At 59.6% G+C, this 15,764-nt stretch carries 13 protein-coding genes; 2 read left to right on the top strand and 11 right to left on the bottom strand.

The genetic code is table 11. The annotated features are described in order from the left end of the window. Positions 1–57: 57 nt before the first annotated feature. The 9 genes from BM229_RS04340 to BM229_RS04300 all read right to left on the bottom strand — a co-directional run bounded on the left by BM229_RS04340 (position 58) and on the right by BM229_RS04300 (position 7,961). Positions 58–1,194 (bottom strand): sensor histidine kinase, encoded by a 1,137-nt coding sequence (locus BM229_RS04340; protein ID WP_093926428.1) that lies wholly within the window; start codon positions 1,192–1,194, stop codon positions 58–60. Continuing rightward, complete coding sequence (locus BM229_RS04335; RefSeq protein ID WP_093926427.1) at positions 1,194–2,201, bottom strand: ATP-binding protein; 1,008 nt, start codon at positions 2,199–2,201, stop codon at positions 1,194–1,196. The genes BM229_RS04340 and BM229_RS04335 overlap by 1 nt, the downstream gene beginning before the upstream one ends. Further along, positions 2,198–2,638, bottom strand: coding sequence for an ATP-binding protein (locus BM229_RS04330; protein WP_093926426.1), 441 nt, complete (start codon positions 2,636–2,638; stop codon positions 2,198–2,200). Before BM229_RS04330 ends, BM229_RS04335 begins: the two co-directional genes overlap by 4 nt. After that, positions 2,610–2,963 carry an STAS domain-containing protein gene (locus tag BM229_RS04325; RefSeq protein WP_093926425.1) on the bottom strand — a complete coding sequence of 118 codons (354 nt, stop codon included), beginning with the start codon at positions 2,961–2,963 and terminating at the stop codon, positions 2,610–2,612. Before BM229_RS04325 ends, BM229_RS04330 begins: the two co-directional genes overlap by 29 nt. A 1-nt stretch (position 2,964) precedes the next feature. After that, on the bottom strand, positions 2,965–3,840 hold the full coding sequence (locus tag BM229_RS04320; RefSeq protein WP_093926424.1) for an STAS domain-containing protein: 876 nt from the start codon (positions 3,838–3,840) through the stop codon (positions 2,965–2,967). A 235-nt stretch (positions 3,841–4,075) separates the two neighbouring features. Then, positions 4,076–5,122 carry a quaternary amine ABC transporter ATP-binding protein gene (locus BM229_RS04315; RefSeq protein ID WP_093926423.1) on the bottom strand — a complete coding sequence of 349 codons (1,047 nt, stop codon included), beginning with the start codon at positions 5,120–5,122 and terminating at the stop codon, positions 4,076–4,078. 8 nt (positions 5,123–5,130) lie between these two features. Then, positions 5,131–6,156 carry an ABC transporter permease gene (locus tag BM229_RS04310; RefSeq protein WP_093926422.1) on the bottom strand — a complete coding sequence of 342 codons (1,026 nt, stop codon included), beginning with the start codon at positions 6,154–6,156 and terminating at the stop codon, positions 5,131–5,133. A 246-nt stretch (positions 6,157–6,402) separates the two neighbouring features. Beyond that, complete coding sequence (locus tag BM229_RS04305; protein WP_093926421.1) at positions 6,403–7,371, bottom strand: ABC transporter substrate-binding protein; 969 nt, start codon at positions 7,369–7,371, stop codon at positions 6,403–6,405. Positions 7,372–7,673: 302 nt separating this feature from the next. After that, positions 7,674–7,961: a DUF1127 domain-containing protein gene (locus BM229_RS04300; RefSeq protein WP_093926420.1), complete on the bottom strand. Its 288-nt coding sequence runs from the start codon at positions 7,959–7,961 to the stop codon at positions 7,674–7,676. A 1,370-nt stretch (positions 7,962–9,331) separates the two neighbouring features. Here BM229_RS04300 and BM229_RS04295 point away from each other — a divergent pair. Further along, a complete protein-coding gene (locus BM229_RS04295; protein ID WP_093926419.1) occupies positions 9,332–12,244 on the top strand; it encodes a Hint domain-containing protein in 2,913 nt (970 codons plus the stop codon). A gap of 72 nt (positions 12,245–12,316) precedes the next feature. On the opposite strand, the gene BM229_RS04290 is transcribed toward BM229_RS04295, so the two are convergent. Then, positions 12,317–12,925, bottom strand: a complete 609-nt coding sequence (locus BM229_RS04290) for a nucleotidyltransferase family protein (protein WP_093926418.1) — start codon at positions 12,923–12,925, stop codon at positions 12,317–12,319. 144 nt (positions 12,926–13,069) lie between these two features. Between BM229_RS04290 and BM229_RS04285 the strand changes: the two genes are divergently transcribed. Further along, positions 13,070–14,380: a DUF2254 domain-containing protein gene (locus BM229_RS04285; RefSeq protein WP_093926417.1), complete on the top strand. Its 1,311-nt coding sequence runs from the start codon at positions 13,070–13,072 to the stop codon at positions 14,378–14,380. Between the two features lie 7 nt (positions 14,381–14,387). Here BM229_RS04285 and BM229_RS04280 read toward each other — a convergent pair whose 3' ends face one another. Next, positions 14,388–15,695: an HlyC/CorC family transporter gene (locus BM229_RS04280; protein WP_093926416.1), complete on the bottom strand. Its 1,308-nt coding sequence runs from the start codon at positions 15,693–15,695 to the stop codon at positions 14,388–14,390. Positions 15,696–15,764 lie beyond the last annotated feature (69 nt).

Genomic DNA, 15,764 nt, shown 5'->3' with positions numbered 1-15,764 from the left:
AGGTGATTTTTGATCAAAAAGACTGGCGCGGCGGCGGAAAACCACGGGGCGGGGGTATTAATCCTGCGCCGGGAAACGGATCTCGACGCAAAGCCCGTTATGGCCTTCGACCTTCAGCGTCGCTTCATGCTGGAACGTCAGCGTGCGGATCATTCGCCAGCCCAGCGAATCCGACCGCTCGGGCCGTTTGGCGTCCTCAGGCAGGCCAACCCCGTCGTCGTAGACCTTGAGCGTCAGACCTTCGTCGTCCTCTTGAGTGACCTCAATGGTGATCACCCCTTTGTCGCGCCCTTTGAAAGCGTGTTTATAGGCGTTGGTAATCAACTCGCCGACAATCAACCCAATGTCGACAGCCAGTTTGTTGTCCATCTTGAGGCTGGGGCAAATCAGCTTGATCGCGATGCTCTGACGATCCCCAGTAAAGGCGCGTTCGGCGTTCTTGGTGACCTCATCCAGCATGTCAGACAGATCAAGGTCGGTGCTGTCGGTTGAGCGTTGCATCAACTCATGCGCCTTGGAGAGCGAGCCGACGCGGGTCTCCAACTCGCGCAACACTTGGCGCGTCTCATCCTCTTTGGCTTGGGTCTTGCTCATCCGGATCAGCGCCACGATCAGGGCAAGGTTGTTGCCTGTGCGGTGGTGCAATTCCTGCATCAAGAGGTCACGGTCGGCGATGCCTTCGCTCAACTCGCGGTTCTGTTCGGTCAGCGCGGCGGTCGGGTCTTTGGCGTTATAGGCCTCCAGCGCTGCCATGGCGTCGGCTTTGATCTGCTCTACCGCTCCTTGTGGTTCTGGCAACAGAAACTCCGCATGAACGCGCGTGCCTTCTTGGCCGGTGTCCACATCAAACCGCGCCGCGATCCGCTGCACGCCGCGCAGGCCCAGCCCCATGCCGGTTGCCGAAACGATATCGCGCGACGGATCAAGCTTTTCTTCTTCGATACCGCGGCCTTGATCGATCACCGTCAGCCCAAGGGCGGGCTTGCCGTTCAAATCAGTCAGCGAGAACCGCGCCCGGCCTTTCTGCCCATGTTCAATCGCATTGCGGCCCAGTTCCACGGCGGCGGTCACGGTGCGCGTCCGCTCGAAAGAGGTAAAGCGCATGGCTTCTGTCAAGGTCATCGCGATCTGGCGCAGGGCCGCGATATCACCACCTTTTTCAAGGTTCACCGAGGCGAGGTTGGTCGCTTTCATCAGTCCGCGCTCCGTGCAATGCGTATGACCACGATCGAGACGTCATCGCGCCCGCGAAATGCCCGGTCAAGCAGGTAGCCCGCGATCAAAAGCGGAGATTTCCACAATAGACCCTGAGGGAGATAGCCGTCGCGCAGGGTTTTCAACCCATCGCTGTGCAATATCAGCAGATCCCCCGGTTCGAGGTCAAAGGTTTCTTCATAGCCACGGGTGGCGCGTGCGCCGATCCGCCCATCGCGGACGGGCAGGCGTTTGATATCGCCGTCGCGCACCCGCAGCGTGGCGATGTTGCCCAAGGCCGCATAGCGCAGCACCATCTGTGGCTGTGCGATATGCACAAGGGCCGCCACCGCGCCGCGCTTCCCGATCAACTGCTCGGTCACCTCATGCATCACGGCACCGGGTTCGCTGTTGAAGCTGCGCGAGCGCAACACGGCCTCGGTCACCTCTAGCGATGCCGCCGCTGCGTCGGTTCCGTGGCCCAACCCGTCACACAGCAGAATATCCGTGGCCTTGGGCGTTTGGCGCAGCAGATAATCGTCGCCGCACTCATCCTCATTTGGATGGCAAACCCGAAGCCCCACAGCTTCGACGCCATAGGTCGGGCGGGGGGCATCTTTTGCAAAGCTGCAAACGATGGTGGTGCCAACCTCAGGGCCGCTGAAAATGTCGAAGCCGTTCGACAGGCGTCGGATCGCGCCAAGGCCCAGCCCGGCGGAATCGCCGCTGCTCATGCCATCTTGGAACATTTGGTCCATGTCGCTGATGCCGGGACCACGGTCGGTAAAGATCATCACGATCTCGTCGCCCTTGCCCTCGGCAGGGGCGTTGATCAAAACACGACCTTGTTCTGCATAGCGCAGGATATTGGTCGTGGCCTCGGTGGCGACGATCGCCAGTTCATCAATCCGCAGCTTGGGCCAATCGTGCCGTGTGGCCAGACTGCGCGCCGCGCGGCGGACTACGGCGATGGCGCTTTGGTCCTGTACTTCGACCCATTGTTTCATAGGTTTACACTCATCAACACGCTGGTGCCCCCGCCAATGGCGGTGCGGATTTCAAATATCTTGGCAAGCCGTTTCGCGCCTCCCAAGCCCCGGCCAAGCCCGCCGCCTGAAGTATAGCCGTCGGTCAGGGCCAGTTCCACATCTTCAATCCCTGGCCCCTTGTCCCAACAGACCACGGTTAGCTGCTTGGCCCTTGGATCGACATAGATGGAAAATTCCCCCCCGCCAGCGTGAACAATCGCATTGCGCGCGATTTCACTGACGGCGGTGGCAAAGCGTGTCACACTCAGCGCCGTGGCGCCGTGTTCTTTCATATAGCGCGCCACGGCCTGGCGCACCGTTACCGCGTCGCCGCTGGTCCTTAACTTGTACTGAGAGAGAAGGACCTGCGCCCCAAGGTCCTTTTCGTCAAACGCGGCGTAGCTGGGCGAGGGCATGTGTCAGGCTTAACGCGGTGCGGATTTCTGGCAGGTACATGCCAAGCTCGACCAGCGTGACCGCCACCGTGGGGCGCATGCCGACAACATAGGTATCCGCCGCCAGCAGGCGGGAGATCCCCGCCAACTGGGCGATTACACGGCCCACGAAGGTATCCACGATCTCAAGCGCTGAGATATCAAGGATCACCCCATCGACGCGGTTCTCGGATATTTTGGTCGACAACCGGTCTTGAAGCTCCAAGATCTCGGTGTCCGTGATGTCATCCTGTATCGAAACGAGGAGCGCATGTTCGACCAGATTTATCGACGTGACACCGGCCACCTTATTGGCCCTCGGTTTTCTTGATCACATAGCCGACGGTCAACAGCGCGTCCGACAGGGCGGTGCGGATGCTCGACCGGGTGGAAACGGTGCCGACATCAATGCCAAGCTGCACCATTGTCTGCGCGATCATCGGGCTGATGCCGCTGATGATGCACTCGGCCCCCATCAGGCGCACGGCAGCGGCCGCGCGCAGCAAGTGCTGCGCCACCTGCGTGTCGACGGTGCCGACGCCGGTGATGTCCATGATGACCACTTCGGCCTGACGCTCCAGAATGGTCTGAAGCAGGTTCTCCATCACCTCTTGGGCGCGGGCGGAATCCAGCGTTCCGATCAGTGGCAGCGTTAGGACGCGGTCCCAAAGCTCGACGACCGGGGTCGACAGTTCCAGCATCTCTTGGCGTTGCCGATCAATGATCTGCTCGCGCTCAAGAATGAAAATTTCGTTGGTGTAGATGGCAAAGGCGTCGACCAAACGGGTGACCAGCATCACGTCGCGGATCAAGACGCCGTGGTCGCTGTCCAGCATCGCTTCGAGCCGCTTAAACAGCGGGGTCTTCAACGCCAGAACAAAGGTCGCCATTTCGGTCGGAGTCACGCCACGGTTGACCCGCTCGCGGCTCACATCGGCCAGAACGGCGCGCAGGTCGTCCCATTGGTTATCGTCAAAGTCAAAATCTTCGCCCGTGACGCCATCGCGCACACCTTTGGAAAAGGCTTTGAGCAATTCGCGGTTCTGGTTCCGGCTCTCCGCATCAGAGAACAGGTCAGAACGCTTTACGCCTTCTTTGACCTGCGTTCCCAGCCACTCCTCGATGATGCCTTTGAAATCGGTGTCGAGAACAGTCAGAATATTGGCCGTAGCAGATTGCGGCATCTTGAACCCCAGTGTTTATTTCATCCCCCATAGGCCAATCGTGGGGCAAAGTGTCAATAGGATGCATAGATTTTGATCGGCGGCAATGCGCCGTTCTGCAGAATGAAAGGCGGCTTAAGCTGCTGTTTTCAAGCGGTCTCACGCGGTGGCAGCGGAGCAGAGCGGGCAGAAAGGGCAGCGCCGACGCTTTGGCCGGGCGCTGCCCCTGTCTTGCCGCGGTTAGGTTGCCGTGGCGTTACTCTGCTGCTTCGCCGGGGTGGCGCGGCACCAGCGCGCGTACCAGATCGCGCATATGCAGCACGCCGACCTGACGGCCTTCGCGCATGACGCGGTAGTTGTTGGTCGTGTCACCTCCGGAAACCGCGATGATCGATTCCAGCGTGTCGTCGTGGTCAACCTCGCCCGCCACGTCGCTGGGCGGTACGTCAGTCTTCTCCATGACCGAGCGGACGCGCAGCACCCGCGCGCGGTTAATGTCGCTGACGAAGGCTTCGATATACGGGTCGTTGGGGTTCAGCAGAATATGCTGCGGCTCGCCTTGTTGCACGATGAACCCGTCTTTGAGGATCACCAGATGGTCCGCCAGTTTCAGCGCTTCGTCCAGATCGTGGGTGATGAAGATCACCGTCTTATGCAACTCGGCCTGTAATTCGATCAGCAGATCCTGCATGTCGGTCCGGATCAGCGGATCGAGGGCCGAAAACGCCTCATCCATCAGCATCACGTCAGAGTTCGACGTCAGCGCCCGCGCGATGCCCACACGTTGCTGCATCCCGCCCGAAAGCTGTGCCGGATACTGGTCGCCCTGACCCTGTAGACCCACGCGGTCGAGCCATTTCGTCGCCTCAGCCGCGTATTTCTTGCGGGTCTTGCCTTCGATCTCCCAAGAGATCCCGGCGTTCTCCAACACGGTGCGATGCGGCAGCAGCGCGAACTTCTGAAACACCATCGACATCTCGTGCTTGCGCATCTCACGCAGCCGCCGCTCGTTATAGTCGAGGATGTTCTCGCCGTTCATGATCACCTCGCCCGAGGTGGGGTCAATGAGCCGGTTAAGGTGCCGGATCAGGGTCGATTTGCCCGAGCCCGACAGGCCCATAATCACCGTGGTCTTGCCCGCAGGCATGTCCACGTTGATGTTGTTGAGGCCCAGCACATGGCCGGTCTCGGCCTGAAGGTCGGCCTTGCTCATGCCGCCGCGCACCTTCTCCAGCGCGCCCTGTGGGTCATCGCCAAAGATTTTATACAGGTTGCGAACGCAGATTTTGATATCGTCTGTCATGGCTGGTCTCACTTCTGCGATGCATTGATCCGCGCAAGCGCGGCTTTGGTGACCCGGTCGAGGATGATCGCCAAAAGGACGATCCCCAGACCCGACAGAAGACCGACACCCAACTCAAGGCTTCGGATGCCGCGCAGTACCAGCACACCCAGACCGGGGGCCGAAACGAGCGAGGCGATGACGACCATGGCAAGGCTCATCATGATGGTCTGGTTCACACCGGCCATGATGTTAGGCAGCGCCAGCGGGATCTGCACCTTGTAGAGCTTTTGACGGTTGGTCATGCCAAAGGCATCTGCGGCCTCGATCACGTCCTGATCGACAAGGCGAATGCCAAGGTCGGTCAGGCGCACCACTGGCACGATGGCGTAAAGGATGATGGCGATGCCGTAGAGCTTCGGCTCGGTCACCGAGAACAGGAAGATCAGCGGGATCAGATAGACAAAGGGCGGCAGGGTTTGCAGCATGTCCAAGATCGGGATCATCGTGCGCTGCACCCGGTCACTGCGCGACATGGCGATGCCAATGGGCACGCCCAAAAGCACGCATATGAATGCACAGACAAAGATGATCGCCAGCGTCTGCATGGTGTGGTCGTAAAAGTCGATGAAGGCGAGAAAGCCAAAGACCAGCGCGACCAGACCGACCAATTTCAACGAGCGGCCAACGGCATAGGTGATGACCATCAACAGCGGGATCATAATGAACCACGGCACCGCCTGCATGATCCACAACGCGTTCTCCAATGCCCAGCTCAGCGGTTGGGTCAGCGGGTCAACGACCACCTTCAGGCTGTCCTTGACCGAAAGAAACCCTTGTTCCAGCCCTTGGGTCAGGTCGCGCGACTGCGGGATCGCATCGCAGCTATCGTGCAGCGCATCGAGCGAGGGGAAGGGCATGTCCCAGAGCGTCGTGTCGGTATCACCGCCCGCTTGGCCCATGAGGTCGGCCATGGAGCTAAGCCCACCGCCTTGGTCGTCGCCACACCAGCCGCGCAGGCCGAGCGTGTCAAAGAAATTGTCGTAAGTTGCCATCTGTCGCTTTCCCGGTCCGGAACAGACCGTTTGCTTTTCGAGAGGCGGTTCAACATGCGCGTCGCACGGAACAATTTGCCCCAAAGAGGGGCGGCAAATCTACACCTATGTCCTTGCAAAGAAACTGCGCAGCGCGGCCAAATCCCGCGCGCAGTGGGTGTGAAAAGACGTAAGTTTTGCCACCAGTTCTGAAACAATCGGGCGGGAACCTGAAAAGGTCCCCGCCCGATAATCTGTCATACTGTCTTACTGCTCAAGTAGCTTGGACAGGTTGCCACGGGCGTCTTCGCTCAGCCAATCGGCCCAGACGTCCTTGTTGTTCTGCAAGAAGTACACAGCCGCTTCCTCGTTGGAGGCGTTGTTCTCACCCTGCCAAGCCAGCAGTTGGCTCATCGAGTCTGTTTTGAAGGTCACATTGCCGATGAATTCCGCGATTTCGGGGTTCGCGTCATGGAAATCTTTGGTCATGACAGTCAGCACCGGCGCCGTTGGGAATGCCGATGCCTTGGGCTCCGGCGTGTCGGCGTTTTGGTTGGCGCTATGCGCAGCTTCGTCATATTCGCCCAGATCGACGCTGGTCATGTCGTATTTGCCAAGCGGGGTGGTCGGCGCCCAGTAGTAGCCGAACCAAGGCTCTTGGCTCTCGTAGGCCGACGCCATCGAGGTCACCATCGTCTCACCCGAGCCGTGGTTGAAGACTTCGATGCCGTTACCTTCGAGGTCATAGGCGCGTGCGAGGTTGTCGCTCACCACGCGGCAGCCCCAGCCATCGGGGCAGTTGTTGAACATGCCGCCGACCAGTTCGGGATTTTCCAGAATGCCTTCGATGGTCTTAAGCTCGGGGTGTTCTTCGGCCAGATAGGTGGGGATCCACCAGCCTTCGACGCCGCCGGGATCGAGGACGGAGGTCAGCTCGACGATCTTGCCGTCTGCTTTCAGCTTTTTGTAGGCGTCACCGGCGGAGTTCGGCCACAGTTCGGGCACGATGTCCGGCTCGTTGTTTTCCGACAGCGATGTCACGGCAGGCGTGGTGTCGGACGGGACAACGGTCACGTCGCAGGAATAGCCTTGGACCAGCAGGAATTCGGTCACGGCGGTGACGATCTGCGCCGAAGCCCAGTTCATTTCCGCGATCGAGACTTCGCCGCAGTCCTGAGCGGCAGCAGCCATGGGGGTTGCGACGGCGAAAACCGTGCCAAGTAAATAGCGTTTCATAGTGATATCTCCTCTATTGTATCCGCAGTTCCGCGCAGGCGCGGTCCGCTGATTTGTTGACCCGTTGCATGAGTAAAAAAGCCAGTCGCGCGGATTGGCGCGGCAGCTTTGGATGGCCGGGTTTGCTGGAGATAAGAAAACAGATCGGTCGGCTAAGTGCAACACGATTGCGTGACGATACACGCAAGATCAGGCCCCGCGCCGGTGTCGGCGCGGAGGATTGGAAGGTGGCAGCCCGATGCGAGGCGCCATATAGATAAGGCCGTTCGCGCGTCATTCGGCAGACGCGCGTGCCCAAGCCATTAGCGGCGGGAAAAACTTTCCATGTCGCGAATATGCTGCGGAATGTCTTTGCGGTTGATGCCGATATCTTGCAGCAGACGGTCGTCCATGGCGTTCAGGGTCGACAGGGTGCGGTTACGTTCCCAACGGCGGGCCATGTCGCGCAGCACACGGCGCAGCATGGCGACAAGTGCCAGGCCGTCTGGCGCACCGGCATGGGGCATTGCGCTTCCGGCAAAGGCGTTTCCGGGCATTCCGGCGATTTGGTTGGTGTTTTTCAGCAGGCGGAAATGCATAGCATGCTCCATATCTATTTAGTGTCAGAGGTGGATGGATCCGCGAAAGATGACGGTCTGTGCCAAAAGGCCGGGCCGGGTCGGTCGTGTGGGTCTCATCCCGAGTGTGATCCGGAAAGTCAGTTGGAACCCCCATGGCACGAACAGGCGGATCGGCCTGTCCGACCGGGGCTACCGGCGGTTCAGCAATGTGCCCGGTCTGCGCGGGCGCCTCATATGAACTGCATACATCAACATAGGGCGCATTTGGTTCACCCGAGCGGCCTTTGCAATAGGGCGGAATGGGGGTGTGACAACCTGCCACATGCAGAGGCCGCATCGCACAGTATGGTTGGATTATCGCCTGTGTCGCCGCCGTGTCTGCACCGTGTCGTTTGGGGCGCATGAAAGGTCGTTTTGAGTGCCGGTTCGAGGCGGTTTTGGGCAGGGGGGATAGAGGGCAATACTGTGCTTGGTAGCCGTCATCTGATTTAGCGGTTTTGTCCGCGCCGCTGCTTGTTCGTGCTGGCGGTGGTTTAGTCGCCATATCAGCTTTATCGCGCTCAGCTGGCGTTCTTTCAGGGCTGGGGTTGCGGTTTCAGCCTCGTTTCTCCGGTCAAGGTGATTCGACGTAAATAAGGCGAGCGCAGGGGCGTCGCGTCACCAGTTTCACAGGTTTTGGCCGCATTGGTTCCATGCCGTGAACAAGCATTCAGGAAATATGACAAGAACATGGCGTAGCGCTTAAGGTCATTTTGTGGCCAAATTGTAGCGGAATATGAAACAGTATCCTCAGCGGTCGCGCGTATCCGGCGGTCGCGTTTCGTTCTTTTTCCTTAATTTTATGACGATCTGCTAATTTGGCACCCTGAGCTTAGGAAACAATCGCCACAATCTGACCTGCTAAACCACCTGAATTGTGGCAAAACTTCACTTGGTTCCGGCAATTTTCAAACATTTTTCGCTTTGTCCATGAGAATAGGTTGTCTATTCATATAGGTGCCCAACTGGGGGGCATAAGAAGTCTGTAGGTCACGGGGGCGGCCGCATTGAGCGCATCGAGTATGCGGGAAATGTGGGTACGCCGTATAGTTTGCGACCGTATTCACAAAGCCACCGGGAAATTCATCTCGGTTAAGGCCCTATGCCGGCTTGTTCCCCACGTTGTTGCAAAAGGTGCGTGCCGTCAGACCTGGAGCTTTAGCCAGCGGGGCGCGTATGAACGGAGGGAGAGACAAGATGATACAAAAGCGACTGGCCAGTCCATCGGCCTTCTGCGGGGCAAGAAATGCCCAATTCAGCCGCTCTTCCGTTCGGCGCCCTATTCGTCAGATTGAAACTGCATTCACTTCCAAGACGGCCGCGTTGCGCGCCGCGTGCAACACCGCTCAGGAGAATTCACAATGATTAGAACACTTGATTTCAACGCGTTCAGCGCAGGCACCGTCGTCGATGATGAATACGCAGATCTGGGCGTCACGGTTTCGGCCAGCGGCGGCTCCGGTCAGGCGATGATCTTTGACAGCAGCAATCCAACAGGCGGTGATAGCGACCTGGGATCCGACACGCTTGAAGGTCTGTTGATCGTCTCGGAAGACGGCGACCAGAGCGACCCTGACGACAACGCTGGCGGCGGCAGCCTGTTCTTCGACTTCGAAGATGGCGTCCAGATGAAGAGCCTGACTTTCAAAGACATCGAAGAAACCGGCGGCGAAGGCACGCGGATGATTTTCTACGATGCGAATGGCAATGTCATCGACAACCAATTCGTTGACCCAACAGGGGACGGGGGAGAGCGCACTGTGCTGCTTAACGTGCAGGACGTGTCCCGTATGGAGGTCCGTTTTGAAGGCTCCGGTGCGATTGATAACGTGACCTTTGATGATGGCCAGCCCCAAGGTGGCGGCAACGATGCCCCGGTGGCCGAAGACGACATGCTGGAGATCGACGAAGACACCTCTGGCACCGTTGACGTGTTGGGTAATGACACAGACGCCAATGGCGACACGCTGACCATCACCATGGCAAGCTGCCCCGTCGGTGATGTTGTCATCAACGATGATGGCACGCTGACTTTCACGCCGAACGCAGATTTCAACGGTGACACCACAATTACCTACACCGTGGATGACGGCAACGGCGGCACCGATACCGGCACTGTTAATGTCACCGTAAACCCGGTGAACGACGCGCCCGTCGCAAACGACGACACGGCCAGCACCACCGGCACCGATGCGGTTGTGATCCCGGTTCTGGAAAACGACACCGACGTTGACGGCGACGTGCTGAGCGTGGCGGATGCCTCCAGCGACGATGGCACCGTGACCATCAACGACGATGGCACCATCACCTTTGAAGCCGACGACGGTTTCACCGGCGACGCGACAATCACCTACACCGTGTCCGATCCCGACGGTCTGACCGATGAGGGCACCGTGACGGTCACCGTGGGTGACGGCGGCGCGACCCGCGACGGCTATGTTGACGGCACGGCGGGCGCAGACCTGATCGACACCGCCTATACCGGCGATCCCGATGGCGACATGATCGACAACGACGACGCGCTGCTGCCCGGTGCCGAAGGCGATGACGACTACGTCCGCGCAGGCGACGGCGACGACACCATTTTTGCGGGCGACGGCGATGACAACGTCGAAGGCGGCGCAGGTTCTGACGAAGTCTATGGTGGCGACGGTGACGATATGATCACCACCGGCAACGGCGATATCGCACCTGATCTGGGCTATCCAGAAAGCGACAGCGACAGCCTGAGCTTTGACCCCGACACCGATCCCGAGAACGACCGCGACTATGTCGACGGCGGTGCGGGCAATGACACGATCAGCACCGGCGACGACCGTGACACCATCTATGGCGGCACCGGCGATGATGTCATCAACGCAGGCATCGACGATGACTTTGTCGACGGCGGCGACGGCGATGACCGTATCGTTGGCGGCGAAGGCAACGACAGTCTGCTCGGCGGTGCTGGCAATGACACGATCTATGCTGGCAACGACCCCGATCTGGGTCTCGACGTGCTCGACATCCCCGACGAAGAAGACGCGTCCAACCCCTTCACCCCAGACCGCAACCCGACCAACGGGATGGATACGGTCGACGGTGGGGCAGGCGATGACGTGATCTATGGCGCCGATGACGCAGACCTGCTGCGCGGCGGCTCGGGTGACGACTATATCGACGGCCAGATCGACGATGACATCATCGAAGGCAACACCGGCAACGACACGCTGCTTGGTGGTCAGGGCGACGACAGCATCTCCGGCGGTCAGGGTAATGACATGCTCTATGGCGGTACTGGCGATGACACGCTGCGCGGCAACCGTGACGACGACTATCTCGAAGGCGGCGAGGGCAACGATCTGCTCGACGGTGGCGGCGAGAATGACACGCTGATGGGCGGCGAGGGCGATGACACGCTGATGGGCGGTCAGGGCGATGATCTGCTCGACGGTGGTGCGGGTGTTGACGTGATGACCGGCGGGGCCGATCAGGATACCTTCGTCAACGTCAACGCGGGCGATGATGTCGACGGGGGCAGCGCAGGCGTGGACTATGACACGCTCGACCTGCGTGGCTCGGCGCCCGAGGGGGGCCGTTTGGAGGTCACCTATACGTCGGACGACCGCGAAGACGGTTTTGTTGACTACTTCAACGAAGACGGCAGCGAGGCCGGGCGTCTGAACTTTGTCGAGATCGAGAATGTGATCCCCTGTTTCACACCTGGCACCAAGATCGCCACGCCAAAAGGCGAGGTCCGTGTCGAGGAGCTTCAGGTCGGTGACCGGGTCATCACCCGCGACAACGGCATTCAGACGATCCGCTGGGCCGGTGCCCGTGAGATGACAGGGGCCGAGTTCGAAATGGCCGCACATCTCAAGCCGGTGCTGATCCGCAAAGGCGCGCTTGGCAATGCACTGCCAGAGCGTGACATGATGGTCAGCCCCAACCACCGCGTGCTGGTCGCCAACGAGAAGACAGCGCTGTATTTTGAAGAGCGTGAAGTCTTGGTCGCGGCGAAACATCTGACCGGCATGGACGGCATCGACGTGGTCGAAGTCTCTGGCACCACTTACATCCACGTGATGTTCGACCGTCATGAGGTGATCCTGTCGGACGGCACATGGACCGAAAGCTTCCAGCCTGGTGATATGTCGCTGGCCGGTATCGGCGAAGAGCAACGCAACGAGATCCTTGAGCTCTTCCCAGAGCTTGCGACGCAAGAGGGGATCGAAGGATATACCGCCGCGCGGCGTTCGCTGAAAAAGCACGAAGCCAGCTTGCTGGTAAAATAAACCCGCGGGGGCGGGAAGCGATGCAGCTTAGAAACGGGGCGGGTGACCGCCCCGTTTTCTTTTGTGCGGGGGCTATTTCTCCCGCTGCTGGGTCCGCCATGCGGCCCAGTCTTCAGGGGTGTCGAGATCTAGCCTTGCGCGCTGACCGGGCAGGGGGACCAGTTGCACACGGCCTGCGGCACCGCGAACCACCGCGCGCCCGCCATCATCGCCGCTAAGCTGCCTAAGCTGATCGAACAGCGCGGCTGCAAAGATGATCGGATGTCCGGGCGTGCCGTCTTCAGTCGCCGCGCGCCAGATCAATGTCTCGCTGTTCAGATCAACCGCCGCCGCGAGGCGGGTAAGGTCTGCCGCCTGTACCTTTGGCATATCGGCCAGCATCACCATCGCCGCTGGGGTCTTGGGCGGGAGGACGGCAAAGGCACCCCGAAGGCTCGCCCCCATGCCCTCGGCCGCATCAGAGATGGGCAGGGCGGTGACCTCAAGCCCGCTGAGCGCGGTATAGCGCGGGTGCGGCGCTGGCGGCAGGGCAACTGTGACGGGGCCAAGGCATAGCGCGAGTTGGGCCTGACGACGCAACAAGGGCTGGCCGCCGATGTCTTCCATCAATTTGTCACGCCCGCGCATCCGGGTCGAGGCACCAGCGGCAAGGAGGATCACGGGGAGAGGGGTATGTGTCATGCCGCCAGAGTAGCGGGGGAATGGCGCGGGGATAAGACCCTTCGGGGCTAGGGCCGCGTTGGCGATATCCCAACAGTCCCTTCAGGCCGAAGAATCCCGCTAAGGCACCGTTGGCAGGGCGCTTTTTCGTGCTACCCTTGCCCCATGAACATTAAAGATCTGATCCCGCATACCCTGTTTCGCAAGGCCCGCGAATATTCCCGCAAGCTTTGGGTGCGGGTGGTTTTCATGGGGCTGTTGGCCTTTGTCGCCCTTGGGATGACGCAACTGTTTGAACCCTTGGTGCCCAAGGAAGTCGCAACGCGCTTAACAGGCGACGCCGCGGATCGGCTGTTGCAGATCATTGCGGATGCGATGTTGGCTGTAACGATCTTTTCGATCACGATTATGGTCACGGTCTACCGCTCTACCTCGGCGCAGTTTACGCCGCGTGCGCATCGGTTGATTATCCAAGATCGGACCACCCAGAACACGCTTGCAGTGTTCATCGGTGCCTATGTCTATGCGCTGGTGGCAATCATCATGCGCGAACTGGGTATCTATGTCGACGAACGCTCCTTCGTGCTGTTTCTGACAACGGTCATGGTGCTGGCGATTATCGTGGTCTTCCTGATCCGCTGGGTGCTGCATCTGCAAAGCTTTGGCAGTCTGATCGACACCACGCGCCAGATCGAAAGCGTGACCACGTCGCTGTTTAAGGAACGGCTGAAAACCCCTTGTATGGGCGGCCACCCTTTGACGGGTCCGGTCCCCGAAGATGCCCGTCCAATCCTTGCCCGCGAAAGCGGTTATCTGAAACATATCTATCCCGAAGCCCTCGATCAGCAGGCCCGCGATCATGGGGTTGAGGTCTATCTTACCCGGCGGATTGGGGATTTTGTCTTTGTCGGAGAGCCGCTGGTGAGGGCCGCCCGGCGTGGTTGCCCGCAGGATGCCGAACATGATTGGGAAAGCCTTGAGAAGAAAGTGATCAGCACCGTTCGGCTGGGCGATCTGCGCACCTTTGACCAAGACCCGCGTTTTGGGTTGCGTGTGCTGGGAGAGGTCGCCTCAAAAGCGTTGTCGCCGGGGATCAACGATGGCGGCACGGCGATTGATGTGATCACCCGTATCGGGCGCATTCTGTCCTATTACTCGGACGAAGCGGAACCCACAGAGGAAGTGGAACTGCCCAACCTGCATATCGCGCCCATTGCGGCAGAGGCGCTGATCGAGGATGGTTTCGGCGCATTGGCCCGCGACGGTGCGTCTGTGGTTGAGGTGCAGATGGCTTTGCAACAGGTGCTTGCCGGATTGATGCATCATCCTGATGCGGGCCTTGCTGCCGCAGCCCGAGAAGCGGCAGAGAACCATCTGCGCCGCGCCTTTGAGGAAGTGCCCTTTGGCCCAGACCGGGCGCGCATTTGGTCCGCCGCGCAGGAAGATGTGCGCGCGGCGGTGCAGTCGCCGGAATAACCCGCGCTTAGAGCGGGCGGATCTTCAGCTGGGTAATGCGGTTGCCGTCCCGCTCAATCACCTCGAACCGGAAACCGTGGAACGAGAAAACCTGCCCCACGGTGGGGATCATCTGCGCCTCATGGATCACCAGACCAGCGATGGTATTGGCCTCATCATCGGGCAGCGACCAATCCGTTGCGCGGTTGAGGTCGCGGATCGTCATCGCACCTTCGACCATCAAATGCCCGTCTTCGGATTGCTTTAACGGGTGATCCGCATCGGGGTCGAATTCATCGGTGATCTCGCCCACGATTTCTTCCAGAATATCCTCAAGCGTGATCAGACCTTGAAGCGAGCCATATTCATCCACCACCAGCGCAAAATGCGTGCGGCGCCGCAGGAATTGGCGCATCTGCTCATCAAGGGTGGATGTTTCGGGCACAAAATAGGGCTTCATCACCACATCGGCTACGTTGAACCCGTTGAGCGCCGCTGCGTCGCCATTGGGACCGCCGATCAGCTTGTACATGGCGCGCAACAGGTCTTTGGCGTGGATCACGCCGATGATGTTTTCAGGGTCATCGCGGAAAACGGGCAGGCGTGTGTGGTTCGATTGCAGGCATTTTTCCATGATGTCGGTCGGGTCAGACGCCGCGTCGATCATCTCAATCCCCGAACGGTGCAGCATGACCTCTTCGACCGCGCGTTCGCGCAGGTCGAGCGCGCCCAAGATGCGGTCGCGGTCCTCTTTTTCGACGACACCCTCGGAATGGCCCAGTTGCAACGCCCCGGCGATCTCTTCGCGCACGGCGAGGATGTTGCTGTCGGGGTCAATCTGCACCCCAAACAGCCGCAGCACACCGCGTACGAAAAACCGCACTGCCGTCACGACCGGAGAGAACATAAACACCACAAGGCTAATGGGCCGCGAAACCAGCGCGGCGGCAGTCTCGGCATTGGTGATGGCATAGGTCTTGGGCAGAACCTCGGAGAAGACGAGCACCAGAAGCGTCATCACCAATGTTGCCAGCGCCACACCGCTCTCACCAAAAAGCCGCGTAAACAGCGCCGTCGCCATGGAGGCTGCAAGGATGTTGACCAAGTTGTTGCCCAGAAGGACCGAACCGATCAGCCGCTCATTATCCTCGGTGATCTTGAGCGCCCGTATCGCCCCGCTTGACCCTTTGTCGGCCTGCGCACGCAGTTTGCCGCGCGAGGCGGCGGTCAGCGCCGTTTCGGACCCCGAAAAGAAGCCCGACAGGACAAGGAGAAAAAGGATAATTCCGGTACTGATCCAGAAAGCGGTGTCAAAAAGGGCGGGGCCCGTTTCCATGAGGTCTAAATCCATCCATTATGTGTGTGATTGTTATGGGCTCAGGGGCTGCGTCATTCAAGGGTTGCG

The organism is Sulfitobacter dubius (assembly GCF_900113435.1).
GTDB lineage: Bacteria > Pseudomonadota > Alphaproteobacteria > Rhodobacterales > Rhodobacteraceae > Sulfitobacter > Sulfitobacter dubius.
The sequence above is the reverse complement of the archived record's forward strand: the minus strand, read 5'-3'. Positions and strand labels throughout refer to the sequence as shown.